Below are 22372 nucleotides of genomic sequence, written 5' to 3' on the forward strand. Positions count from 1 at the left end.
AGTGACAAGTCATTATGAATCTAAGGATTCGGAACTAACCGTCGGTGCCTCCGGTTTCCAAGCAATTGCCAAGCAGACGAACCTGAGGAGACGGGAAATGGAAGATGGCAGCGATGGCGGCATGATCTGGGCGCTGGCCGGCATGACATTGGTGATTGTTCTCATAGTCGTGGTTTATCAGTTCGTTAGAACCAGACGGAAGCAGCAGAAACTCGGCGAGGACGGTCCCGGCAGCAACGTTCGCATGCCGGGCGAGGATCGCCGCCACTAAGGCCCGGGGTGCAGGCCCCGGGGTGCGCACCTCAAAATGCGCGCGGCATCCGGAAGGGCAGCAGGGCCTGCACCCACGGCGCGCGGAACCGGTCGAGCGACAGGCTCTCGTGGACCGCGGTCGCCGGCCGGGACCCGATGCTGGTTTCCAGGACCGAGCGCGCGTAGAACGGCGCGTCCACCAGCGTCTCCCGAACCCTCACCGCATGGCCCGGGTCGGCGCGCGTGGCGCGCGGGATGCGCCACCATTTCGTGACCGGCAACCGGGCCGGCGGCAGCGGATCGCCGATCTCGACCGCTCCCGCCGGGTCGATCCGCAGGGACAGCGCCAGCGGCGGCGCAGCGCGGCGGTCCACGTTGTACAGGATGGCGGCGCCGTCCCCCAGGTCCGCCCGGCACCAGTCCCACTGGCTGAAGGCGTCCTCCAGGGCCTCGTCTCCCGCGTTGGTGTCGAAATAGCCGGTGCCGTTCCAGTTCAGGCCGGGCCGGTCCAGGTCAACCTCCACCCGGGAGCGGGGGGAGATCGGCCACCAGCGGTGGCGGCCCGCGGCGTCCAGGACGAATGACCGCTCCGTCAGGGCTTGCGGGTGGATGCGGATGGTGCCGCTGACCCTGGTCGGGACGGGCATCGTGGTCTCGTCGATTCGGATCGTCAGCACGGTGCCGTCCCAGTCGAGCGAACTCGGCCCGATGGCGAGCGAACGCTGGTCGCGGTGAAGCCGGCCGCGGCCCCGCTCCGTCATGCACCAGCGGTTCGCGCCGGCTCCCGTCAGGACGACGTTGACCGAGCAATGGTTCAGCGGATCGCCCCGGCCGAGGCGGCGCGCCATGGCATAGTAAGGCGAGAACACGCTGCCGATGAAGGCGATCACCGTCAGGCCGTGCCTTCCGTCGTCGCTCAGCGCGTCGACGTACCACCAGGAATAGCCGTCGCGGGTGATCGGACGGTCGAAGCGGAGGGTCGCGAACCCAGGTCGCGCAGCACCGCCCGAGCCGCCATCCGGCCCGACAAGGCCACCATCGGCACTCCCGGACCCGGATGGATGCTGCCGCCCGCCAGGTACAGGCCGGGAATCCGGCTGCGCGCCGTCGGGCGGCTGAACGAGGCCTTCCAGCCGTGCGACGCCGGTCCGTAGAGGGCTCCCCCGGTCGCCGGGAAGAGCCGGTTCCAGTCCCGCGGCGTCGTCACCATGGTGTGCTCCGGCGACGTCCGCAGGCGCAGGCCGCAGCGTTCCAGGATGCCGAATGTGCTGTTCGCGCATTGCTCGATCTCCGTCGGGTCGAAGGGGGGGATGTCGCCGGTCGGCGGGGCGTTGACCAGGCAGAACAGGCGTTCGGGGCCGCCGGGCGGCGCGGCGCCTCCCGCGTCCCTGTCCTGGGCGCAGACATAGACGGTGGGCGCCCGGGGCAGGCGGGAGCGGCCGAAGATGTCGTCGAACTCCGCGGCGTAGTCGTCGGAGAAGAAGACGGTGTGCCGCGACAGCGGAAACCCCTCGGGTTCGGCCAGGAGGCTCCAGGTCACGGCTGACAGCGACCGGTGCGCCGGATCGGCGGGCGGGACCGCCCGTGCCGCGGCGGGCCCCAGGAAACCGCCGGCCAGCGCGCCCGAGTCGGCGTTGACGACAACCGAGTCGGCCTCGATCCGCTCGCCGCTGGCCAGCGTGACGCCTGAAGTCCGCCCGCCGGTCGTATCGATCTTCGCGACCTCCGCGCCGTACCGGAAGACCGCCCCGTGCCGTTCGGCCAGCCGCGCCAGCGCCTCCGCCAGCCGCGCCATGCCGCCCTCGACCAGCCAGACCCCGTCCTGTTCCACATGGGCCACCAGCATCAGCGTGGCGGGCGCCAGGAAGGGAGAGGAGCCGCAATATGTGGCGTAGCGCCCGAACAGCTGTCGCAGGCGCGGGTCTTGGAAATAGTCGCCCAGCGCCTTCCACAGCGTGTCGAACGGCCGGATGCGCCAGAGGTCGCCCAGGCCCCGCAGGCCCACCGATCCAACCAGGCCCTTGACGCTGGGCTCCGCGCTGCGGACGAACGAGTCCTGGAGCGTGTGCCAGGTGCGCCGGGCCTCTGCCTGGAAGCGGCGGAACCCTTCGGCCTCGCGGGCTCCCGCGAAGGCGCCGATCGCGTCGGCCGACCGCTTCGGGTCGGCGAAAAGGTCGAGCCGCGAGCCGTCGGTCCAGGCATGGCGCGCCAGGACCTCCGCCGGTCTCAGCGTGACGTGCCGGTGCAGGTCGTCACCGGCGTCGGCGAAGATCTCCTCGAAGATGCGAGGCAGTGTGAAGACGGTGGGACCCGCGTCCAGGCGGGCGCCGCCGACGGCGACTTCCCGCATCTTGCCGCCGGGATGGTCCGCCTTCTCCAGGACCGTCACGTCCATGCCCCGGCTCGCCAGCGTCAGGGCGGCGGTCAGTCCGCCGATGCCGGCGCCGACGACGACGATGCGGTTTCCGAACAATGTCTCCGGCCTCTCCTGCTTGACATGAAGAATGTCGTTGAACCTGACTAACGCTCGTGTCAACAATATATGACAGTGACGCGCGACAATCTACCATTACAACGATGCGCGACGGGAGGTTGCCCATGGATGTCGTCATGCGGATCGAACAGACCCTGGACGGGGCTTTGAGCGAGGCGGAGGCATCCGGCGCTCCGCCCAGGCTGGCGGCGGCGATGCGGCACGCCGTGTTTCCCGGCGGCGCTCGGATCAGGCCCCGGCTGTGCTTCGCGGTGGCCCGGGCCTGCGGCGCGGAGGAGTTCTCGACCGCCGCCGCCGCCGCCACGGCGATCGAGCTTCTGCATTGCGCATCGCTGGTCCACGACGATCTGCCCTGCTTCGACGACGCGCCGGTCCGGCGCGGCAAGCCTTCCGTCCACCGGGCCTTCGGCGAACCCCTGGCGGTGCTCGCCGGTGACGCGCTGATCGTGCTGGCGTTCGAGACGCTGGCGCGCCACGGCGCGGCCTGTTCCGACCGGCTGGGCCCCGACCGGCTGGCAACCCTTCTGCTCTGCATCGGCCGCTCGGTCGGAATGCCGTTCGGCATCGTGGCGGGGCAGGCGTGGGAGAGCGAGCCGCGGGTCGATCTCGCCCGCTACCACAGGGCCAAGACCGGCGCGCTGTTCGCCGCCGCGACGGTCGGCGGCGCCGCGGCGGCCGGCGTCGAGTCGGTACCCTGGCGCTCCCTGGGCGAGAAGATCGGCGAGGCGTTCCAGGTCGCGGACGACATCCGCGACGTCGCCGGCGACCCCGACGAGCTGGGCAAGCCGGTCGGGCGGGACGCCGCCCTCGGGCGGATGAGCGCCGCGCGCGAACTCGGCATCGACGGTGCCCTCGACCGCCTCGACCTGCTGATCGAGGAGGCCGCCGAGTCGATCCCGCGCTGCCCGGGCGCCGCCGAGCTTCGGGCGCTGATCCGCCTGGAAGCCGAGCGCTTCCTGCCCAAGGAACTGGTGAGGGTTGCAGCATGAGCCAAAGCGATATGCATCACGCCGGCCACGCCCGCCGGCTTTCCCAGGTCTGCACGCCGCGAGTCGGCCTGGCCCAGGTCGGCTGGGGGTTGCCCCGGCTGGACCTCTGGGTGGACCGCGTCTGGTCGGCGCGCGACAGGCTGATGGCGAGCCCGCGCTTCCGCCACTGGGCCGCGGCCTTTCCGCTGACCCGGCCGATCGCCCGGCGCCGCAGCCGCGACCTGTTCGACCTGTGCGCCGGCTTCGTCTATTCCCAGGTGCTGCTGGCCTGCGTCCGGCTCCGCCTGTTCGAGATATTGGCGGAGCGGTCGATGACCGCACATGAACTGGCGCGCCGCCTGGGCATGGCGGACGAGCCGGCCGAGCGGCTGCTGCGCGCCGCTGTCTCGCTCCGGCTGCTGGCCCGGCGCGGCGACGATCGCTTCGGCCTCGGCCCGCTGGGCTCGGCCCTGGTCGGCAATCCCGGCCTGACCGCCATGATCGAGCATCATGCGATGCTCTACGACGACCTGCGGGACCCGGTGGCGCTGCTGCGCGGCGAGGGTCGCCGGACCGGATTGTCGGACTACTGGCCCTATGCCGGGGCCGAACGCCCGGCCGACCTGACCGGCTCCCAGGTGGCGGCCTACAGCACCCTGATGGCGGCCTCTCAGCCGCTGATCGCGGAGGAGGTGCTGGCGGCATATCCCCTGGACCGCCATCGCTGCCTGATGGATGTCGGCGGCGGCGACGGCGCCTTCCTGAGCGCCGCGGCTTCCCGCTTCCCCAAGCTGCGGGCTGTCCTGTTCGACCTTCCGGCCGTGACCCAGCGGGCCATGGAGAGGTTCCGGGCCGACGGCCTCGACCTGCGCGCATCGGCGGTGGGCGGCGACTTCCTGTCCGATCCCCTGCCTTCGGGCGCCGACATCGTCTCGCTGGTCCGCGTGCTCCACGACCACGACGACGAAGAGGCGCTGACGATCCTGCGGGCGGCGCGCCAGGCGCTCGGACCCGACGGGACCCTGATGATCGCGGAACCCATGGCGGAGGCCACCGGGGCCGAGCCGGTCGGCGACGCCTATTTCGGCTTTTACCTGCTCGCCATGGGCCGGGGCCATGCCCGGACCGCTCGCGAGATCACGGACCTGCTGCGCCGCGCCGGTTTCGGCGGCGTCCGGCGGCACGCGACGGCGATGCCGCTGCTGGCCGGCGTCATTACTGCCCGTCCGGCAGATTGACGTAAGTTTTTGTTGACGTTCTATACTGTCAATATAGACTGACAAGTAACCAAGGGCACCCAGAGTGCCGAAACAACACCCTTACCGGGGGCCGGGATGGAAACGCTCGCAGTCGTGATCGAGGAGCCGGAACGGCTCGCTCTTCGGAGGCTCGACCTCACGCCGCCGGAAGCCGGCGACGTCGCCGTGGATGTCCTGTGGAGCGGCATCAGCACGGGAACGGAACGCCTGCTCTGGCTGGGCCGCATGCCGGCATTTCCCGGCCTGGGATACCCGCTGGTCCCCGGATACGAAACCGTGGGCCGCGTCATCCAGGCGGGTGCCGCCTCCGGCCGGCGCGAGGGCGAGCTGGTGTTCGTGCCGGGCGCCCGTTGCTTCGGCCCCGTCCGGGGACTGTTCGGCGGCGCCGCGGCGCGGCTGGTCGTCGCCGGCGACAGGGCCCTGCCGGTGGACGAGGCCCTCGGCGAACAGGCCGTCCTGCTGGCGCTGGCAGCCACCGCGCACCACGCCATCGACGGCGGCCGCAGGCCCGACCTGATCGTCGGCCACGGCGTCCTCGGCCGGCTGATCGCCCGCCTCGCCCTGCTGGACGGCGGCGAGCCGCCCACGGTGTGGGAGCGCAACCCGATCCGCTGCGCCGGGGCCGACGGCTACCGGGTGATCCATCCGGAACAGGACGCGCGGCACGATTACCGCGCCGTCTACGACGTCAGCGGCGACGGAGCATTGCTCGACTCCCTGATCGGGCGGCTGGCCCGCGGCGGCGAGGTCACCCTGGCCGGCTTCTACGCCGCCCCGCTGTCCTTCGCCTTCCCGCCCGCGTTCATGCGCGAGGCCCGCATCCGGATAGCCGCCGAATGGACCCCGCCGGACCTGCCGGCGGTCAGGGACCTGATCGAAACCGGCCGGCTGTCCCTCGACGGCCTGATCACCCACCGCCTCGACGCGGGCCGCGCAGACGAGGCCTACCGGACGGCCTTCGGCGATCCCGCCTGCCTGAAGATGATCCTGGATTGGAGAAGCCGTTCATGACCGAGACCACCCTGATGGAACGCCTGCGGGCCGAGGCCTCGATCGAGCCGGACCCGGTTCCGACGGCGCCGCCCACCAAGGAGACGCAGATCATCGCGATCTACGGCAAGGGCGGTATCGGCAAGAGCTTCACGCTGGCGAACCTGTCCTACATGTTCGCCCAGCAGGGCAAGAAGATCCTGCTGATCGGCTGCGACCCCAAGAGCGACACGACCTCCCTGCTGTTCGGCGGCCGGGCCTGCCCGACCATCCTGGAAACCTCGACCCGCAAGAAGCTGAGCGGCGAGCCGGTCCAGGTCGGCGACGTCTGCTTCAAGCGCGACGGCGTCTACGCGATGGAACTCGGCGGGCCGGAAGTCGGGCGCGGCTGCGGCGGCCGGGGCATCATCCACGGCTTCGAGCTGCTGGAGAAGCTGGGCTTCCACGACTGGGGCTTCGACTACGTCCTGCTGGACTTCCTGGGCGACGTGGTGTGCGGCGGCTTCGGCCTGCCGATCGCCCGCGACATGTGCCAGAAGGTGATCGTCGTCGGCTCCAACGACCTGCAATCGCTGTACGTCGCCAACAATGTCTGCTCGGCGGTCGAGTATTTCCGCAAGATGGGCGGCAATGTCGGCGTCGCCGGCATGGTCATCAACAAGGACGACGGCACCGGCGAGGCCCGGGCCTTCGCCGAGGCGGTCGGCATCCAGGTCCTGGCGTCGATCCCCGCCGACGACGACATCCGGCGCAAGAGCGCCAACTACCAGATCGTCGGCCGGCCGGGCGACCGCTGGGGACCGCTGTTCGAGGAGCTGGCCCGCAACGTCGCCTGGGCGCCGCCCGAATGGCCCAAGCCCTTGACCCAGGACGGACTTCTGGGATTGTTCAAGGGCGACGTGGTCGGCCGCGGCGTCGTGCTGGAGCCGGCGACCCTGGAAGACATGTGCGGCGTCGCGGCGGTCATCAAGCCGTCGCTCGAAGTCATCTACGACAATGTCTAGGAGCGCCGCACCATGACCGCCGCTCCGATCGAGGCGGGCTGCCACGGCGGCAAGGCGGAACTCCGCCGTGCCGCCGCCGCCGCCGGGATGAACGAGACCATCGAGCGCTATGCCGCCGATTATCCCCTGGGGCCGCATGACCAGCCGCAGAGCATGTGCCCGGCCTTCGGCTCGCTCCGCGTGGGATTGCGGATGCGCAGGACGGCCACCGTGCTGTCCGGTTCCGCCTGCTGCGTCTACGGCCTGACCTTCACCTCCCACTTCTACGGCGCCCGCAGGACGGTCGGCTACGTGCCGTTCAACTCCGAGACGCTGGTCACCGGCAAGCTGTTCGAGGACATCCGCGAGGCCGTTTTCAAGCTGGCCGACCCCGATCTCTACGACGCCGTCGTGATCATCAACCTGTGCGTCCCGACCGCGTCGGGCGTGCCGCTGCGGCTGCTGCCGAAGGAAATCGACGGCGTCAGGATCATCGGCATCGACGTTCCGGGCTTCGGCGTCCCGACCCATGCCGAGGCCAAGGATGTGCTGGCCGGCGCCATGCTGGCCTACGCCCGCCGCGAAGCGGAGCAGGGGCCCGTCCAGGCGCCGCGCAGCGGCAGGACGGAACGGCCGGCGCTTGCCCTGCTCGGCGAGATGTTCCCGGCCGATCCGGTCGGCATCGGCATGATGCTGGAGCCGATGGGCCTCGCCGCCGGTCCCGTCGTGCCGACGCGGGAGTGGCGCGAGCTGTACGCCGCCCTGGACTGCCCGGCGGCGGCGGCGATCCACCCGTTCTACACCGCGTCGATCCGCGAGTTCGAGGCCGCGGGCCGCACGGTCCTGGGCTCCGCCCCGGTGGGATACGAGGGCACCGCCGCCTGGCTGGAAGCGGTCGGATCGGCCTTCGCCGTGCCCCGCGCCATGCTGGACGCCGCCAAGGACAAGGTGCTTCCGCCGATCCGAGGCGCCTTCGAACGCACGCCCGTCAAGGGCCGCATCACGCTGTCCGGCTACGAGGGCTCCGAGCTTCTGGTCGCCCGCCTGCTGGTCGAGAGCGGCGCCGACGTCCGCTATGTCGGGACCGCCTGTCCGCGCACCCCCTGGTCGGCGGCCGACCGCGACTGGCTGGAAGCCAAGGGCGTGATGGTCCAGTACCGCGCCTCGCTGGAGCACGACCTCGCCGCCCTCAAGGAATTCCGGCCCGACCTGGCGATCGGCACCACGCCGGTGGTCCAGCGCGCCAAGGAGATGGCGATCCCGGCGCTCTACTTCACCAACCTGATCTCGGCCCGCCCGCTGATGGGCGTCGCGGGCGCCGGCGCCCTGGCCCAGGTGACCAACGCCGCCCTCGCCAACACCGCGCGCTTCGACGAGATGCGGGCATTCTTCGGGGAGCCGGCCGCATGCTGATCCTGGACCACGACCGGGCCGGCGGCTACTGGGGCGCCGTCTACGCCTTCACCGCGATCAAGGGATTGCAGGTGATCATCGACGGCCCCGTCGGCTGCGAGAACCTGCCGGTCACGGCGGTTCTGCATTACACCGACGCCCTGCCGCCCCACGAGCTGCCGATCGTCGTGACCGGTCTCGCGGAGGAGGAACTGGGCCGCCACGGCACCGAGGGCGCCATGAAGCGGGCCCACGGCACGCTGGACCCCAAGCGCCCCAGCGTCGTCGTCACCGGCTCGATCGCCGAGATGATCGGCGGCGGAGTGACGCCCGAGGGCACCGGCATCCAGCGCTTCCTGCCCCGCACCATCGACGAGGACCAGTGGCAGAGCGCCGACCGCGCGCTCAACTGGCTGTGGACCGAGTTCGGCCCGAAGCGCGGCGCCGTGCCCAAGCCGAAGCCGCGCAAGCCGGGCGAGAAGCCCCGGGTCAACATCATCGGCCCGATCTACGGCACCTTCAACATGTGGTCCGACCTGGCCGAGGTCCGCCGCCTGGTCGAGGGCATCGGGGCCGAGATCAACCTGACCTTCCCGCTCGGCAGCCACCTGGACGACGTGCCCAAGCTGGCCCGGGCCGACGCCAATGTCTGCCTGTACCGCGAGTTCGGCCGCCTGCTGTGCGAGACGCTGGACCGGCCCTACCTTCAGGCGCCGATCGGCCTGCACTCGACCACCCGGTTCCTGCGCAAGCTCGGCGAGATCCTGGAGATCGATCCCGAACCCTTCATCGAGCGGGAGAAGCAGACCACGATCAAGCCGGTCTGGGACCTCTGGCGCTCGGTCACCCAGGACTTCTTCGGCACGGCCAGCTTCGCCATCGTCGCCAACGAGACCTATGCCCGCGGCGTCCGCCATTTCCTGGAGGAGGAGATGGGCCTGCCGTGCACCTTCGCGGTGTCCCGGTGCGCCGGGGCCAAGACCGACAACGAGTCCGTCCGCGACATGATCAGGACGCGCACGCCGCTGATCCTGTTCGGCAGCTACAACGAGCGCATGTATCTCAGCGAGATCGGGGGCAGGGCGGTCTACATCCCCGCCTCGTTCCCGGGCGCCGTGATCCGCCGCCACACCGGCACGCCCTTCATGGGCTACGCCGGCGCCACCTGGCTGGTGCAGGAGGTGTGCAACGCGCTGTTCGACGCACTCTTCCACATCCTGCCGCTGGCGACCGAGATGGACCGGGTGGAGCCGACGCCGTCCAGGCTGGAAGCGGAGCTTCCCTGGGACGACGATGCCAAGGCCGACCTGGACCGCCTGGTCGAGGCGCAGCCCGTGCTGATCCGCATCTCCGCCGCCAAGCGCCTGCGCGACGCCGCCGAACGCCATGCCCGCCGGCGCGCCGAGGACCGCGTCACGGCGGGCCGCGTCGCCGAGGCTGCCCTGGACGAGCAGATGGTCCAGCCGATTTCTCCCTCCGCCCGGAGGGAACCCGAATTCGCCGACGCGCAAGGCGCCCGGCGACCGCCGCGCGGTCCTCGCGCAGAACTGGCCGAACGGCTTTCATCAGGAGGTAGATAAATGTCCGACACCACGATGGGTGATCGACGCACGCCGAGCGAGAGGGGGACCCCCGACGTGTCGCTTTCCGGGTTGAGCGACCCGGAGGCGAGGGAGTTCCACAAGATCTTCATGCAGAGCTTCGCCATCTTCGTCGGCGTGGCCGTGCTGGCCCACATCCTCGTCTGGCTGTGGCGTCCCTGGCTGCCCGGAGAGCAGGGCTATTCGTCCCTGATCGACGGGACCTTGCGCGACGGCGTCACCGTCGCGTTCGAATCCTTCAAGACCTTCGTCGCATAGGAGACCGACATGTGGCGCGTATGGTTGCTTTTCGATCCGCGCAGGACGCTGATCGCCCTGTTCACGTTCCTGTTCGCCCTGGCCCTGCTGATCCACTTCATCCTGCTCAGCACTGACCGGTTCAACTGGCTGGACGGCCCCGGCGCCGCCCGCGCCGGCGCCGTGGGCCAGCAGATGGCTCCCCTCCCACGTTCCAATTGACGCCCTCGGCCGTCGACTGGAGCGGCGGGTGGGACCGGGCTGCCGCCCGGCCCCACCCGCCGCGGGTGGGGCTCGCGTTTCCTGACTGGAACGCCTGATTGGGGATCCGACCATGTCCATGCTGAATTTCGAGAAAAAGTACCGCGTCCGCGGCGGGACGCTGATCGGAGGCGATCTTTTCGACTTCTGGGTCGGGCCGTTCTATGTCGGCTTCTTCGGTGTCACGACGATCTTCTTTTCGATCCTCGGCACGGGCCTGATCCTGTACGGAGCGGCCATCGGGCCGACCTGGAACGTCTGGCAGATCAACATAGCGCCGCCGGACCTGAAATACGGGCTGGGAGCGGCACCGCTGCGCGAAGGCGGGTTATGGCAGATCATCACGGTCTGCGCCATCGGCGCCTTCGTCTCGTGGGCGCTGCGCCAGGCCGAGATCGCGCGCAAGCTGGGCATGGGCCTCCATGTGCCGGTCGCCTTCGGCGTCGCGATCTTCGCCTACATCTCGCTCGTCGTGATCCGCCCCGTCCTGCTGGGCGCCTGGGGGCACGGCTTCCCCTACGGCATCCTGAGCCATTTGGACTGGGTGTCGAACGTGGGCTACCAGTACCTGCATTTCCACTACAACCCGGCGCACATGCTGGCCGTGACCTTCTTCTTCACGACCACCTTCGCGCTGTCGCTCCACGGCTCCCTGGTGCTCGCCGCGGCCAACCCTCCCAAGGGCGACCGCGTCAAGACGGCCGAGCACGAGAACACCTTCTTCCGCGACACCATCGGCTGGTCGATCGGGACGCTGGGCATCCACCGGCTGGGACTGTTCCTGGCGCTCAGCGCCGGGTTCTGGAGCGCCGTGTGCATCATAATCAGCGGACCCTTCTGGACCCGTGGCTGGCCGGAATGGTGGAGCTGGTGGCTCGACCTGCCGATCTGGCGTTAAGGAGGCCGCGATGGCGGAATATCAGAACATCTTCACACAGGTGCAGGTCCGCGGCCCGGCCTATGCGGGCGTGCCGCTGACCCGCGGACCCTGGGTCCGCACCTGGAAACCCCGCTTCGTCCACCTGCTCGGCCGCATCGGCGATGCGCAGGTCGGCCCGGTCTATCTCGGCTGGACGGGGCTCGCCTCGATCCTGTGCGGCATCATCGCGATCGAGATCATCGGGCTGAACATGTGGGCCTCGGTCAACTGGGACCCGGTGCAATTCGTCCGGCAACTGCCCTGGCTGGCGCTGGAGCCGCCGGCGCCGGGCTACGGCCTGCGGATACCGCCGCTGGCCCAGGGCGGCTGGTGGATCATGACCGGCTTCTTCCTGACCACCTCGATCCTGCTGTGGTGGTTCAGGACATACCGCAGGGCGCGGGCGCTGGGCATGGGAACCCACGTGTCCTGGGCCTTCGCGGCTGCGATCTGGCTGTACCTGGTGCTCGGGCTGATCCGCCCCGTGCTGATGGGAAGCTGGGGAGAGGCGGTACCGTTCGGGATCTTTCCCCACCTGGACTGGACGGCGGCTTTCTCGATCCGCTACGGCAACCTGTTCTACAACCCGTTCCACATGCTCTCGATCGTCTTCCTCTACGGCTCGACGCTTCTGTTCGCGATGCACGGCGCCACCGTGCTGGCGATCAGCCGGTTCGGCGGCGAGCGGGAGGTCGAGCAAATCACCGACCGCGGCACCGCGTTCGAGCGCGGCGCGCTGTTCTGGCGCTGGACCATGGGGTTCAACGCCACGGCCGAATCGATCCATCGCTGGGCCTGGTGGTTCGCGGTGCTGTGCCCGCTGACCGGCGGCATCGGCATCCTGCTGACCGGCACCGTGGTCGACAACTGGTACCTGTGGGGCGTCAAGCACGGGCTGGCTCCCGCATATCCGCAGGTCTTCCCGGTGGTCGTCGATCCCGCGCTCGCGATCGGGGGGCAGTGATGAACAAGCTCACCGACAGGGAAGCGTTCTGGGACCTGATCCTGCGCATCGGCCTCGTCGCGGTCGCTGTGTTCGGCGCCGGAATGCTGTTCACCATCGAGTATCCGCCGGTCGTCTCGGTCCAGCAGGGTTTCCGCGGCGTCGGCATCGTGCAGAACTTCCATCCCGACACGGTCCAGGCGCAACTCGCGGCCAACCAGGTGCCGGAGCCGCTGGAACCCGCCGATCCCGACAGCGAACCCGCCCGGGAGATCTACCAGAACGTCCAGGTGCTCGGCGACCTGACCGACGCCCAGTTCATCCGGGTGATGAGCGCGATCACCGAATGGGTCTCCCCCGAGCAGGGCTGCGCCTACTGCCACGCCGAGGGCGAGGACCTGTCGTCCGACAGCCTCTACACCAAGGTGGTCGCCCGCCGCATGCTCCAGATGACGCGCGACATCAACGTCAATTGGGAACCCCACGTCGCCCAGACCGGCGTCACCTGCTACACCTGCCACCGCGGCCAGCCGGTGCCCTCGGCCGTCTGGTACAACGACCCCGGCCCGCGCCATACGCCGGGCGTGCTGGGGAATCCCGGCGGGCAGAACACCGTGGCTCTCGCCGCCGGCTTGTCGTCGTTGCCGTTCGACCCCTTCACGCCGTACCTGACCGGCGGCGGCACGGACGCCAGCATCCGGGTCAATTCCGACACGGCCTTGCCGTCGGGCAACCGCCATTCGATCAAGGAGACCGAATGGACCTACAGCCTGATGATGCACATGTCGCAGTCGCTGGGCGTCAACTGCACCTACTGCCACAACAGCCGTTCCTTCCGCGACTGGGAGCAGAGCTCGCCGACGCGGGCGACCGCCTGGCACGGCATCCAGATGGTCCGGGATATCAACTCCGAATACATCGAACCCCTGCAGGGCGTCTTCCCCAGCCATCGCCTCGGGCCGCTGGGCGATCCGCTGAAGGTGAACTGCACGACCTGCCATGCCGGCGTCTACAAGCCCTTCTTCGGCGTCAGCATGCTCAAGGACTACCCGGAACTCAAGGTGGCCGGCGGCGTCACCGGCGTGCCGGTGGAACCCGCCCCGGCGGAGGTCCCCGAACCGGGACCGGCCCAGGTGCCGGGCGCCGAGGGCCAGCCTCCGCCCTCCGGCCAGCCGGCGCAGTGAACGCCGTTACGGAGGCTCGAACCAGGTTCGGGCCTCCGTTCTTATCAACGGATCAAATTGATCGTGGAATCGGGTATTGCTTGGCTATACCCGATTCCACGATCAGTTTATTTGGCCGATATCCGTCTTTGAAAAGTCGTTCCCCTTGAAAAGCAAAGGTGCATTCCGGGTCTTGGCTAGCGCGTACGCGAAACAATCGCCGTAATTCAATCCGGCGGGATGACGACCTTTCCCATATTTGCGCCACGCTATGCGTGCAATCTCAGCCTGTTCCTGATCGACAGGCACGATTTCTATCCGGGCGCGGTAGAGGAAGAGATCCAGTTCACGTCCCGCCGCCTCGCCTTTGCGGGTCTCGATGACCATCGAAGCTTCCAGGAGATTCGCCGCGGACAGCAGTCTGGGCGTTCCAAGTCCGATTTCCTCCGATATCCGGGCGGCTTCGGGCTCTCCCAACAGGACGGCCAGGATAGCCGAGGTGTCGATGACCATCAGCGTGGCAATCCGTGTTCATCATAGCCAAGGATCTCGTCGGCACTTCTAGCGTCGAGGTCCGGCAGAGCGCTGCAGCGTGCGCCGATCTCCATCAATTCATCCGCCAGTCGCCTGCCGAACCTGTCGTTTCGAACACGTTGAAGCCGCTCCTCGGCCGCTTTGCGAACTGCTGTAGTCACAGCTTCGCCCGTAACCGCGGCGAGTTCGCGAACGATCTTTTCCGTACTCGGATCCTTGATGTTCAGCGGCATTGCGGAAACCCAGGCATATTTTTTCTGCCTTTAAAGATAGAGCGGGTTCGTGGAGAAGGCAACGGGCTAGCGCCGTCGCCCTCCGATCACTCCGCGCCCCAGCCGATCGCGTCGCGCAGGAAGCGGTAGCCCAACGCCGTGAAGGATGCGCGCTCCGAGTTGTCCTTGCCGTAGCCATGGCCGCCGGCGGCCGGTTCGTAGAAATGGGCGTCGTAGCCCATGGCCAGCAGCTTCGCCGCCATCTTGCGGGCGTGGCCGGGATGGACGCGGTCGTCGCGGCGGCTGGTCGCGATCAGGATCGGCGGATAGGGCTTGCCCGGCTCGGCGGTATGGTAGGCCGACAGGGGGCCGAGGAACGCCCAGTCCGACGGATCGTCGGGGTCGCCGTACTCGGCCATCCAGCTCGCCCCCGCCAGCAGCTTCGAATAGCGCCGCATGTCGATCAGCGGGATCGTGCAGAACAAGGCGCCGAACCGCTCCGGATAGCGAGTCAGCATGTTGGTGATCAGGATGCCGCCGTTCGAGCCGCCCTCGGCCGCGATGCGGTCAGGCCGGGTGACGCCGCGCCGTACCAGGTCTTGCGCGACCGCCGCGAAATCGTCGTGGGACAGCCGCTTGCCTTCGCGCCGGCCGGCCTCGTGCCAGGCGGTGCCGAACTCCCCGCCGCCCCGGATGCAGGCGATGACGCTGGTTCCCCCGCGCTCCAGCCACAGCTTGCCGATGGCGGAATTGTAGGACGGCAGCATCGAGATGGCGAACCCGCCATACCCGTAGAGGTGGACCGGCGCCTGTCCGCTGCTGTCGACCGGGCCGACCTGGAAATAGGGGATCGGGGTGCCGTCGCTGGACGCCGCCTCGTGGCGGGTCACCGCCAGTCCCGCCGGGTCGAACGCGCGCGGCGCCCGCTTCAGCAGTTCCGGCGCCTTGTCCGGCCGGATGAGATAGAGGGACTGCGGCGTCAGCGGGTCCTGGGCGTTGGCGAGCAGGTCGCCGTTGGATTCATCCTCCTCCACGTCCAGCGGCCAGACGCTGGCGACTCCCATGTCGGGCAATCCTGTTATCCGCGTGTGGGTCCATGCGTCCGAGATGGGCGGGGCAGGGGGCGTCCACACTTCGAACACCGGGCGCAGGTCGTCCAGGATCGACAGAACCAGCCGACCGGCGGGCATGAAGTATCCCTGGAGCGAGCGTCGCGGTTCCGGCTTGAACAGGGTCGCGAACTGCCGGCTTCCGTCAAGGAATTCACTGAGCCGGATCGCAAGCACGCTGTCCGCCTCATGCGTGGCGCCGCCGACCTCCCAGGGAACCCGCGGCTTGACCATCAGCCATCCGCGATGCCACTGGGTCCAGGCGTCGGTCGGCAGCTCGAGCCGCGTCCTCGCACCGCCACGGTCGCCCATCCACTGCGTCGCGTTGAAGAAATCGACCTGCTCGGTGAACCAGAGCGTTTCCGTCCCCGCGTCGCGTTCGACGTCGCCCCAGACGCTCATGCGATCCTCGGTCGTCTCGAAGATCACCGGCGCCGCGAGAGGATCTGTGCCGCGCCGCCACAGCCGCACCGTCCTGCCGTAGCCGGAGCGGGTCGCCATACCGTCGCCCAGGGAGGAGAAGATCAGCAGCGTGTCCCGGTCGAGCCACGCGGCCCCGCTCTTGGCCTCGTCCAGGCGGAACCCTCCGGGCACGAAGCTCCGGGTCGCCAGGTCGAACTCCCGCAGCACCGTGGCATCGCCGCCGCCCCGCGACAGGCTGAGGATCGCCAGGTCATGGCTGCCGGGCAGGGTGACCGGCGCGCCCCACACCCAGTCCTCGCCCTCGGCTTCCGACAGTTCGTCGAGGTCGAGCAGCACGTCCCACTCGGGCTTTTCGGTGCGGTAGCTCTCCAAGCTGGTGGTCCGCCAGAGCCCGCGCGGGTTCGCGGCATCCTTCCAGAAATTGAACAGCCTGTCGCCGCGCCGCGCGACGAACGGGATATTGTCCGGCCGGTCCAGGATCGCCGCCAGCGCGTCGCGGTCCCGCTCGAACGCCGCGTCGCCGAACCGCTCCAGGATCTCGGCGTTCCGTGCTTCCACCCACTCGACCGCGCGGGGGCCGTCGACCTCTTCGAGCCACAGGTACGGATCGTCGTCGGGCGCGTCGAGGGTCGGGCGCGGATCGGGAACAGCCATGGCGGTAACTCTCGCATCGGTTCGTCGGAGGTCGAGAGCATCCGGCAGGACGGGAGCGAGTGCAAGTGTCAAGCATTAAGGCAAATATGCTTTATCTACTGATGCGCGAAGGTTTAAGGATCACGGATGAACGGGATAGGCACGGATGGGCACGGATGGTGGGAAAACTCGATGCAGCCGCGAGCGGGCTGACTGAACAGATCATCGGCGGGGCTTTTGACGTATCAAACAATCTGGGGCACGGCTTCCTTGAAGCCGTCTACAGGAACGCCCTTGCCGTCGAACTGGAATTCCGCGGCTTGTCGGTCGCGAAGGAGCAATCTTTTCCCGTTCACTATCGTGAAAAGAGGGTCGGATTCTACATCGCCGATCTGGTCGTCGAGAACATCGTGATCGTCGAAATGAAAGCCGTCGATGCACTGACCCAGTCCCACACATCACAAATATTGAACTATTTAAAGGCCAGCAATCTCCAGGTAGGTCTCCTATTCAACTTTGGGAAACCAAGACTCGAGTTCAAGCGTCTGCTTCTGTAGAATCCGTGTCCATCCGTGGATATCCGTGTTCATCCGTGATCCTGAGCGTCGCCAAACCATCCGCTCACGCCGCCTGCCGAAGCCCGATCTCCGCCCAGATCGCGGACAGCGCGTTGACCAGGTGGTCGATGTCGGCGTCGGTGTGCAGCGGCGAGGGGGTGATGCGGAGGCGCTCCGTGCCGCGCGCCACGGTCGGGTAGTTGATCGGCTGGACGTAGATGCCGTACCGGTCCAGCAGCATGTCGCTGATCAGCTTGCACAGGACGGGGTCGCGCACCATCACCGGCACGATGTGGCTCGGGTTGTCCAGCATCGGGATTCCGGCGGCGTCCAGCTTCCGGCGCACGGTCGCGACGCGGTCCTGGTGGCGCCGGCGCTCCGCGGCGCTGGCCTTCAGGTGCCGGATGCTGGCGAGCGCTCCCGCCGTCACCGCCGGGGGCAGGGACGTCGTGAAGATGAAGCCCGACGAGAAGCTCCGGACGAAGTCGCACAGCGGGGCCGACGCGGTGATATAGCCGCCGACCACGCCGAATGCCTTGCCCAGGGTCCCCTCGATCACCGTCAGCCGGTGCGCGATGCCTTCCCGCTCCGCGATGCCGCCGCCGCGCGGGCCGTACAGCCCGACCGCGTGGACCTCGTCCAGGTAGGTCATGGCGCCGTGGGCGTCGGCCACGTCGCACAGCTCGGCGATCGGGGCGATGTCGCCGTCCATGGAGTAGACGGATTCGAACGCCACCAGCTTCGGCACGCCGGGGTCCAGGGCCGACAGCCTGCGGTCCAGGTCGTCCGGATCGTTGTGGGCGAAGATGTGCCGCTCGGCGCGGCTATGACGGATGCCCTCGATCATCGAAGCGTGGTTGCCGGCGTCCGACAGCACGACGCAGCCGGGGATGCGCGACGCCAGCGTGCCCAGCGCCGCCCAGTTGGAGACGTAGCCCGAGGTGAACAGCAGCGCCGCCTCCTTCCCGTGAAGGTCGGCCAGTTCGCGCTCCAGAAGCACGTGGTAGTGGGTGGTGCCCGAGATGTTGCGGGTCCCGCCGGCACCCGCCCCGCAGCGGTCGATCGCCTCGTGCATCGCCGCCAGGACGGACGGATGCTGGCCCATGCCGAGATAGTCGTTGGAGCACCAGATCGTCACCGTTCCGGCCCGCTCGCCGTCGACGTAATGCGCCGCCTTTGGAAACTCGCCGGCCCGCCGCTCCAGCTCGGCGAAGATACGGTAGCGTCCCTCGTCACGGAGGCCGTCGAGCTGATCGCGGAAATAGCCTTCGAATTCGAAACTCATCATTGCCTCCGGTTTGTCGAAATCTGTGTCGAGATCGCTGCTGGCAGCGTGACGCCGCTCTCGCGGGCCGACAGGTACCAGGACCACAGCGCCGCCGCGGGCAGGGGCAGCACCAGCAGCCAGTGCTCCAGCAGCGCCAGCGCCATCAGGGTCGCGAGGAAGGTGAAACCCGCCGCGGTGAAGGCGTCGGCGTCCGGAGCGCCCGCCGCCTGGATCAGCAGCAGCATGGCGACGGTGGAACCCGTCACCGACACCGGGAAGAAGACGTTCATCGGGCGCTTGCGGAAATAGGTCGCCAGATACTTCAGATGGTCGGGCAGGAACTCCTGGCCCAGGTTCGGTACGCCGAGGAAGACATTGACCTTGGCGCTCAGCCGCAGGACCCATAGCAGCAGGAAGGTCCACAGCCCGACCTGGTTCTCTCCGCCCCAGGTCAGGGCCGCGATCAGGGCCGCCGACGCCGCGATGGAGACTTCATGGTAAGCCACCACGGCGATGGCGTTCCGCAGGTGCCGCCAGCCGGTCGCCCCCGGCGGACTCGCGATCCGGCGCGGTCCCGTGACCAGCCCCATCAGGAAGCTGATCTCGTTCCAGCCCCAGACCGCCAGCGCGCAGGTGAAGGCGATGAAAGCGCCGGAAACGCTCGCGTCCGACCGGCCCGCCGCCAGCCCGTACAGCGCCAGCACCGCCAGCGCCCCGGCGCCCGTCAGGCTCCAGCGGAAGGTTCGGGGAGCCAGGCCGTCGAGATAGACGATCAGCCCCGTGCTGAACCACCACAGGAACAGCGTGTAGAGCACCGGAAGCGCATGTTCGGACACGGGCGATGTCTCCGCTCTACCAGGCCGGGGCCAGATGGATGTCCTGCGGCAGCGTATTGGACCGGGCCGGCAGCATGTAGAGCCGTGCGAAGGTCGCCGCTCCCGCCAGTCCCAGCGCCGCCCGCTTCAGCTTGCCGCCGACGCCTCCCTGCCGCGCCGCCGCGGCGCGGGCGTTCGAGATCTCGATCAGCCGCTCCAATCCCGCGCGGAACTTCGGATTGTCGATGTCCAGGGTTAGCGGGAAGACCTGCTTGGAAATCTCCGTCGTGATCCGGAACACCGTGAAATCATACTCGCTCGGATCGAGCCCCAGCGCCTTGTGGAACTCCGGCCGCATGTGGTCCCGGACGAACATCGTCGCGAAGACCGCCAGCAGGAAGAACTTGATCCACAGTTTGTTGCCGCCGCTCAGCAGCGACGGGTTGGCCCGCATCAGCAGCGCGAAAGCCTCGCCGTGGCGGAACTCGTCGTTGCACCACTTCTCGAAGAATTTGAAGATCGGGTGGAACCGCCGGTCCGGGTTGCGCTCCAGCTGGCGATAGATCGTGATGTATCGGGCATAGCCGATCTTCTCCGACAGGTACGTGGCGTAGAAGATGAACTTCGGCTTGAAGTAGGTGTATTTCTTGGCCTTGGTCAGGAAGCTCATGTCCACGCCGATGCCGAAGTCCTTCAGCGTGTCGTTGATGAACCCGGCGTGCCGGGACTCGTCCCGGGCCATGAAGGCGAACAGTTCCTGGATGTCGGGGTTCTTCACCCGCTTCTTGGTCTCGGCGTAGAGCACGCAGCCCGAGAACTCCGCCGTCAGCGAACTGACCAGGAAATCGACGAATTCCTTCCGCAGCCCTTCCGGCATCTCGTCGAGGTTGTTGGTGAATTCCGGCGTCCGAGTGAAGTGCTTCTTGTTGTCGTCGCGGCGCAACTCGGCCATGACCGTGTCCCACTCGGCGCGGACGGCGTCGACGTCCAGCTTGTCCATCGCCTCATAGTCGGTCGTGTAGAAGCGCGGGCTCAGCATCGTGTCTTCCTGGGCCATGCGCGTGCTGGTATTGGGGGCGCCACCGCCTTCCATGGGGATCATTGCGTCCTGCCTTCGGAAAATCCGACTTCATAGAGTTCGGTCAGTTCGAGATATCCCGCGAGCCGGGCCCGCAGGCGTTCCATCGGGCCGGCGCGCACCACGGTGGCCCGGCGGTAGTAGAAATGCTGTGTGCCGAACGGGACCCCGGCCGGCGCGTCGTGCACGATCACCTCGTCGCCCGGACCCACCTCGATCCCGTCCAGATCCACATAGGCGTGGACGCTGTCGGGCGTGATCTCGATATCGACGGTGCAGGGCACTTCGATGGTGCGGTCCCCGCTGCTCCAGGCTGCCATCATGGCCCGTTTCCTCCGGCGTTCATCATGTTGGCGAAAGCCTCGGCGTTGGTCGGGCCGAAGGCTTCCAGGTTGATCACCCTGCCGGTCGCGGGATCGTCCAGGGACAGGCGCCCGTCGGCCCAGCGGGTCAGCACGAAGGGCGGTTCGATCCCGACGCCCTGGCGCTTGCGTTCCCGGGCAAGCCCGCGCAGCGCGCCGCGCACGAAGCCGTTGGTGCCCGGCTCCACCACGCCGGCGATCCGCCCGGTCCGGACATCGGTGATGGCGATGGAGCCATCCGTCCTGTCCTCGAACCGGAGCTGCCGGCTCTCGACCAGGGCCGCCTCCGGCATCTGCACGGTTCCCAGCCCGCTCACCCGCGCCACGGTCGCCGCCGACACGGTGAAGGCGAGCAGGGCCGCGGCCCCGATCAGCGCCCCGCGCGGGAAGACGGCATCGACCGTTCCGGTGTCCATGCCCCGGGATCTCATGTGGATGCACTCCCCAGCGCGCCGACCCGCTGCGCCTTGCGACGGCGGGCGACGGTCGGAATGGGGGCCGGAAGGGCGGCCGCGGCGTTGGCGGCGGGGACGCCCGCGGTGGCCGCGCTCAGCGCGTCGGCCAGGATGCCGGCGACGCGGGATGCTTCGGGGATCGCGCGCAGCATCGGTTCGGGACGGCTCACCCGCCATGGGCGGGCGTGCGGCCACAGCAGGAGCCAGGCGATCCGACTGCCCTCGGTCAGCGCCAGCGGGATGTCGCCGCTGCCGTCGGCGTGAACCTTCAGCCCGGCGGAGCCGACCAGCCGGAACGGGATGTTCAGCGCCATCGGCAGCGCTATGCCGAACCGCATCACGATCCGCTTGTCGGTCACGGTGTACATCGTCGAACGCGCCGATCCCCAGGCGAACAGAAGCACCAGCCCCAGCGCGCAGCCTGCCCAAGGCACGAAGCCCAGCGTGGACAGGACGGCATCCAGGGGAGCCACGCCGTCATGAACCTGGACCACGCCGCGCCAGACCAGCAGCACGCCGAAATATCCAGCCAGCTTGTTGACATGGAGCCCCCGGCGGGCCAGCGACTTCCAGTCCGGCCGGCCCTGCCACAGCATCCTCTCCCCGGCCGGCAGCGGTTCGGGCAGGCCCGGCACCGGCTCGGTGTCGTATTCCGTCCTCATATCAGCGGCTCCTGGCGCTGCGGCGTGGCGTAGAGATGCCCGCTGGCGTAGTAGGCCGTGATCTTGTCCTCCTCCAGCTTGGTGATCTGGTTCGGGTTCTTGATCGCGGGCACGTCGGCGAACTGGTGGGACAGGATCGACTTGACCTTGACCTTGCGGTTCCAGGTATCGATCCGGACGAAGCGCATGGGCAGCAGCACGATCCTTTGCCCGGTCGGCGAGGGAATCTCGACCTCGAGGTAATGGATCGCCGGCTCCGACCGGTCCACCCAGGCCTCTCGGACATCGCCGGCCACATAGCCGTCGGCCGCGATCACCTCCATGCCGATCGGGTTGGGATCGCGGGTCGGGATGAAGAAGTCCGGGGCCACCCGCAATGGGACGATGCGGTTCTCGTCCTCGGCCGTCAGCTCCGGCTTGTCCTCGCGCATCGCCCAGGCCGCCGGTCCGACGCCGTCGAGCATCGGGTTGCCGGTCGGCACCAGCGGCGCTCCGGGCCACAGGCCCGACGGAAGGGCGGCGATTTCCCGCTCGTCCGGGTTGCCCGGCGGCGCCGAATAGGTCGAGCCGTCGCGCATCAGGAAGATCTTGGGGGCCGGGATCGGCGGGTAGCCCTGGACCTTCACGCGGGGCGACCGATCCGACCGGTCGGACACCAGCGGGTAGCCTTCCCGCTTGTCCTCCTGGTGCAGGTAGTAGATCAGGCCGGCGAAGAAGATCCAGAACGCGTACAGGACGACCTGGGCCACGTCGATGTAGCTCGTGATGGCTCCTGTTTCCATCGGTGACCTCCGCACGTTTAA

Annotated in this window: 25 protein-coding genes; 13 read left to right on the forward strand and 12 right to left on the reverse strand. The window is 68.4% G+C overall.

Going from position 1 to position 22372, the window contains the following annotated elements:
* The first annotated feature begins 97 nt into the window (after window positions 1-97).
* Window positions 98-271: a hypothetical protein gene (locus tag DPR14_RS27265; protein ID WP_192499355.1), complete on the forward strand. Its 174-nt coding sequence runs from the start codon at window positions 98-100 to the stop codon at window positions 269-271.
* 31 nt (window positions 272-302) lie between these two features.
* Here the strand turns inward: DPR14_RS27265 and DPR14_RS08450 are convergent, their stop codons facing one another.
* Both DPR14_RS08450 and crtD read right to left on the reverse strand, forming a co-directional pair.
* Window positions 303-1142, reverse strand: coding sequence for a carotenoid 1,2-hydratase (locus tag DPR14_RS08450; protein ID WP_246149039.1), 840 nt, complete (start codon window positions 1140-1142; stop codon window positions 303-305).
* 26 nt (window positions 1143-1168) lie between these two features.
* Window positions 1169-2725 (reverse strand): 1-hydroxycarotenoid 3,4-desaturase CrtD, encoded by a 1557-nt coding sequence (gene crtD, locus DPR14_RS08455; protein WP_158044749.1) that lies wholly within the window; start codon window positions 2723-2725, stop codon window positions 1169-1171.
* 125 nt (window positions 2726-2850) lie between these two features.
* On the opposite strand from crtD, the gene DPR14_RS08460 reads away from it, so the two are divergent.
* The 11 genes from DPR14_RS08460 (at window position 2851) to pufC (ending at window position 13483) form a co-directional block, all read left to right on the forward strand.
* The gene (locus DPR14_RS08460; protein ID WP_158044750.1) at window positions 2851-3735 is read left to right on the forward strand and encodes a polyprenyl synthetase family protein; all 885 of its coding nucleotides are present in this window, start codon (window positions 2851-2853) and stop codon (window positions 3733-3735) included.
* Complete coding sequence (locus tag DPR14_RS08465; RefSeq protein WP_246149042.1) at window positions 3732-4952, forward strand: acetylserotonin O-methyltransferase; 1221 nt, start codon at window positions 3732-3734, stop codon at window positions 4950-4952. Before DPR14_RS08460 ends, DPR14_RS08465 begins: the two co-directional genes overlap by 4 nt.
* A 96-nt stretch (window positions 4953-5048) precedes the next feature.
* Entirely contained in the window at window positions 5049-5984 is a 936-nt protein-coding gene (bchC, locus tag DPR14_RS08470) for a chlorophyll synthesis pathway protein BchC (RefSeq protein ID WP_158044751.1), read from the forward strand.
* Complete coding sequence (locus tag DPR14_RS08475) at window positions 5981-6967, forward strand: chlorophyllide a reductase iron protein subunit X (protein WP_158044752.1); 987 nt, start codon at window positions 5981-5983, stop codon at window positions 6965-6967. Before bchC ends, DPR14_RS08475 begins: the two co-directional genes overlap by 4 nt.
* Before the next feature lie 12 nt (window positions 6968-6979).
* A complete protein-coding gene (bchY, locus tag DPR14_RS08480; protein WP_158044753.1) occupies window positions 6980-8359 on the forward strand; it encodes a chlorophyllide a reductase subunit Y in 1380 nt (459 codons plus the stop codon).
* Window positions 8353-9918 carry a chlorophyllide a reductase subunit Z gene (gene bchZ, locus DPR14_RS08485; protein WP_158044754.1) on the forward strand — a complete coding sequence of 522 codons (1566 nt, stop codon included), beginning with the start codon at window positions 8353-8355 and terminating at the stop codon, window positions 9916-9918. The genes bchY and bchZ overlap by 7 nt, the downstream gene beginning before the upstream one ends.
* Before the next feature lie 15 nt (window positions 9919-9933).
* Window positions 9934-10197 carry a light-harvesting antenna LH1, beta subunit gene (gene pufB / locus DPR14_RS08490; protein ID WP_158048055.1) on the forward strand — a complete coding sequence of 88 codons (264 nt, stop codon included), beginning with the start codon at window positions 9934-9936 and terminating at the stop codon, window positions 10195-10197.
* Between the two features lie 9 nt (window positions 10198-10206).
* Window positions 10207-10398 carry a light-harvesting antenna LH1, alpha subunit gene (gene pufA / locus DPR14_RS08495; RefSeq protein ID WP_158044755.1) on the forward strand — a complete coding sequence of 64 codons (192 nt, stop codon included), beginning with the start codon at window positions 10207-10209 and terminating at the stop codon, window positions 10396-10398.
* A gap of 112 nt (window positions 10399-10510) precedes the next feature.
* Entirely contained in the window at window positions 10511-11335 is an 825-nt protein-coding gene (gene pufL, locus DPR14_RS08500; protein ID WP_158044756.1) for a photosynthetic reaction center subunit L, read from the forward strand.
* Window positions 11336-11345: 10 nt separating this feature from the next.
* Complete coding sequence (gene pufM / locus DPR14_RS08505) at window positions 11346-12320, forward strand: photosynthetic reaction center subunit M (RefSeq protein ID WP_158044757.1); 975 nt, start codon at window positions 11346-11348, stop codon at window positions 12318-12320.
* Window positions 12320-13483 carry a photosynthetic reaction center cytochrome PufC gene (gene pufC / locus DPR14_RS08510; protein ID WP_158044758.1) on the forward strand — a complete coding sequence of 388 codons (1164 nt, stop codon included), beginning with the start codon at window positions 12320-12322 and terminating at the stop codon, window positions 13481-13483. Before pufM ends, pufC begins: the two co-directional genes overlap by 1 nt.
* A gap of 102 nt (window positions 13484-13585) precedes the next feature.
* On the opposite strand, the gene DPR14_RS08515 is transcribed toward pufC, so the two are convergent.
* The 3 genes from DPR14_RS08515 to DPR14_RS08525 form a co-directional block, all read right to left on the reverse strand.
* Window positions 13586-13975 carry a type II toxin-antitoxin system VapC family toxin gene (locus DPR14_RS08515; RefSeq protein WP_158044759.1) on the reverse strand — a complete coding sequence of 130 codons (390 nt, stop codon included), beginning with the start codon at window positions 13973-13975 and terminating at the stop codon, window positions 13586-13588.
* Entirely contained in the window at window positions 13975-14229 is a 255-nt protein-coding gene (locus DPR14_RS08520) for a type II toxin-antitoxin system VapB family antitoxin (RefSeq protein WP_158044760.1), read from the reverse strand. The genes DPR14_RS08515 and DPR14_RS08520 overlap by 1 nt, the downstream gene beginning before the upstream one ends.
* An 86-nt stretch (window positions 14230-14315) precedes the next feature.
* Window positions 14316-16394, reverse strand: coding sequence for a prolyl oligopeptidase family serine peptidase (locus tag DPR14_RS08525; RefSeq protein ID WP_158044761.1), 2079 nt, complete (start codon window positions 16392-16394; stop codon window positions 14316-14318).
* Between the two features lie 65 nt (window positions 16395-16459).
* Here DPR14_RS08525 and DPR14_RS08530 point away from each other — a divergent pair, with 65 nt between their 5' ends.
* Window positions 16460-16930: a GxxExxY protein gene (locus DPR14_RS08530; RefSeq protein ID WP_246149044.1), complete on the forward strand. Its 471-nt coding sequence runs from the start codon at window positions 16460-16462 to the stop codon at window positions 16928-16930.
* A 64-nt stretch (window positions 16931-16994) separates the two neighbouring features.
* On the opposite strand, the gene hemA is transcribed toward DPR14_RS08530, so the two are convergent.
* Genes hemA through puhA form a run of 7 tightly spaced genes read right to left on the reverse strand, consistent with a single transcriptional unit; the run spans window position 16995 to window position 22351 of the window.
* Window positions 16995-18218, reverse strand: coding sequence for a 5-aminolevulinate synthase (gene hemA / locus DPR14_RS08535; RefSeq protein ID WP_281352699.1), 1224 nt, complete (start codon window positions 18216-18218; stop codon window positions 16995-16997).
* Window positions 18215-19033 carry a putative photosynthetic complex assembly protein PuhE gene (gene puhE / locus DPR14_RS08540; protein WP_158044762.1) on the reverse strand — a complete coding sequence of 273 codons (819 nt, stop codon included), beginning with the start codon at window positions 19031-19033 and terminating at the stop codon, window positions 18215-18217. The genes hemA and puhE overlap by 4 nt, the downstream gene beginning before the upstream one ends.
* A 16-nt stretch (window positions 19034-19049) precedes the next feature.
* On the reverse strand, window positions 19050-20114 hold the full coding sequence (acsF, locus tag DPR14_RS08545) for a magnesium-protoporphyrin IX monomethyl ester (oxidative) cyclase (protein ID WP_158044763.1): 1065 nt from the start codon (window positions 20112-20114) through the stop codon (window positions 19050-19052).
* Window positions 20111-20413: a hypothetical protein gene (locus DPR14_RS08550; protein WP_246149047.1), complete on the reverse strand. Its 303-nt coding sequence runs from the start codon at window positions 20411-20413 to the stop codon at window positions 20111-20113. The genes acsF and DPR14_RS08550 overlap by 4 nt, the downstream gene beginning before the upstream one ends.
* Window positions 20410-20883 carry a photosynthetic complex assembly protein PuhC gene (gene puhC, locus DPR14_RS08555; protein WP_158044764.1) on the reverse strand — a complete coding sequence of 158 codons (474 nt, stop codon included), beginning with the start codon at window positions 20881-20883 and terminating at the stop codon, window positions 20410-20412. The genes DPR14_RS08550 and puhC overlap by 4 nt, the downstream gene beginning before the upstream one ends.
* Window positions 20880-21569: a photosynthetic complex putative assembly protein PuhB gene (gene puhB, locus DPR14_RS08560; RefSeq protein ID WP_158044765.1), complete on the reverse strand. Its 690-nt coding sequence runs from the start codon at window positions 21567-21569 to the stop codon at window positions 20880-20882. Before puhB ends, puhC begins: the two co-directional genes overlap by 4 nt.
* Window positions 21566-22351 carry a photosynthetic reaction center subunit H gene (gene puhA / locus DPR14_RS08565; RefSeq protein WP_158044766.1) on the reverse strand — a complete coding sequence of 262 codons (786 nt, stop codon included), beginning with the start codon at window positions 22349-22351 and terminating at the stop codon, window positions 21566-21568. The genes puhB and puhA overlap by 4 nt, the downstream gene beginning before the upstream one ends.
* Window positions 22352-22372: the final 21 nt, after the last annotated feature.

The organism is Skermanella pratensis (assembly GCF_008843145.1).
GTDB classification, from domain to species: domain Bacteria; phylum Pseudomonadota; class Alphaproteobacteria; order Azospirillales; family Azospirillaceae; genus Skermanella; species Skermanella pratensis.

Excerpts from the sequence above, each read along its gene's own strand:
- DPR14_RS08465 (WP_246149042.1), top strand. The coding sequence starts at position 3,732 with ATGAGCCAAAGCGATATGCATCACGCCGGCCACGCCCGCCGGCTTTCC.
- DPR14_RS08475 (WP_158044752.1), top strand. The coding sequence starts at position 5,981 with ATGACCGAGACCACCCTGATGGAACGCCTGCGGGCCGAGGCCTCGATC.
- pufB (WP_158048055.1), top strand. The coding sequence starts at position 9,934 with ATGGGTGATCGACGCACGCCGAGCGAGAGGGGGACCCCCGACGTGTCG.
- pufM (WP_158044757.1), top strand. The coding sequence starts at position 11,346 with ATGGCGGAATATCAGAACATCTTCACACAGGTGCAGGTCCGCGGCCCG.
- bchC (WP_158044751.1), top strand. The coding sequence starts at position 5,049 with ATGGAAACGCTCGCAGTCGTGATCGAGGAGCCGGAACGGCTCGCTCTT.
- DPR14_RS08525 (WP_158044761.1), bottom strand. The coding sequence starts at position 16,394 with ATGGCTGTTCCCGATCCGCGCCCGACCCTCGACGCGCCCGACGACGAT.
- DPR14_RS27265 (WP_192499355.1), top strand. The coding sequence starts at position 98 with ATGGAAGATGGCAGCGATGGCGGCATGATCTGGGCGCTGGCCGGCATG.
- puhC (WP_158044764.1), bottom strand. The coding sequence starts at position 20,883 with ATGAGATCCCGGGGCATGGACACCGGAACGGTCGATGCCGTCTTCCCG.
- pufA (WP_158044755.1), top strand. The coding sequence starts at position 10,207 with ATGTGGCGCGTATGGTTGCTTTTCGATCCGCGCAGGACGCTGATCGCC.
- acsF (WP_158044763.1), bottom strand. The coding sequence starts at position 20,114 with ATGATCCCCATGGAAGGCGGTGGCGCCCCCAATACCAGCACGCGCATG.
- hemA (WP_281352699.1), bottom strand. The coding sequence starts at position 18,218 with ATGATGAGTTTCGAATTCGAAGGCTATTTCCGCGATCAGCTCGACGGC.
- bchY (WP_158044753.1), top strand. The coding sequence starts at position 6,980 with ATGACCGCCGCTCCGATCGAGGCGGGCTGCCACGGCGGCAAGGCGGAA.
- DPR14_RS08460 (WP_158044750.1), top strand. The coding sequence starts at position 2,851 with ATGGATGTCGTCATGCGGATCGAACAGACCCTGGACGGGGCTTTGAGC.
- pufC (WP_158044758.1), top strand. The coding sequence starts at position 12,320 with ATGAACAAGCTCACCGACAGGGAAGCGTTCTGGGACCTGATCCTGCGC.
- puhB (WP_158044765.1), bottom strand. The coding sequence starts at position 21,569 with ATGAGGACGGAATACGACACCGAGCCGGTGCCGGGCCTGCCCGAACCG.
- DPR14_RS08520 (WP_158044760.1), bottom strand. The coding sequence starts at position 14,229 with ATGCCGCTGAACATCAAGGATCCGAGTACGGAAAAGATCGTTCGCGAA.
- DPR14_RS08515 (WP_158044759.1), bottom strand. The coding sequence starts at position 13,975 with ATGGTCATCGACACCTCGGCTATCCTGGCCGTCCTGTTGGGAGAGCCC.
- bchZ (WP_158044754.1), top strand. The coding sequence starts at position 8,353 with ATGCTGATCCTGGACCACGACCGGGCCGGCGGCTACTGGGGCGCCGTC.
- DPR14_RS08550 (WP_246149047.1), bottom strand. The coding sequence starts at position 20,413 with ATGATGGCAGCCTGGAGCAGCGGGGACCGCACCATCGAAGTGCCCTGC.
- pufL (WP_158044756.1), top strand. The coding sequence starts at position 10,511 with ATGTCCATGCTGAATTTCGAGAAAAAGTACCGCGTCCGCGGCGGGACG.
- puhA (WP_158044766.1), bottom strand. The coding sequence starts at position 22,351 with ATGGAAACAGGAGCCATCACGAGCTACATCGACGTGGCCCAGGTCGTC.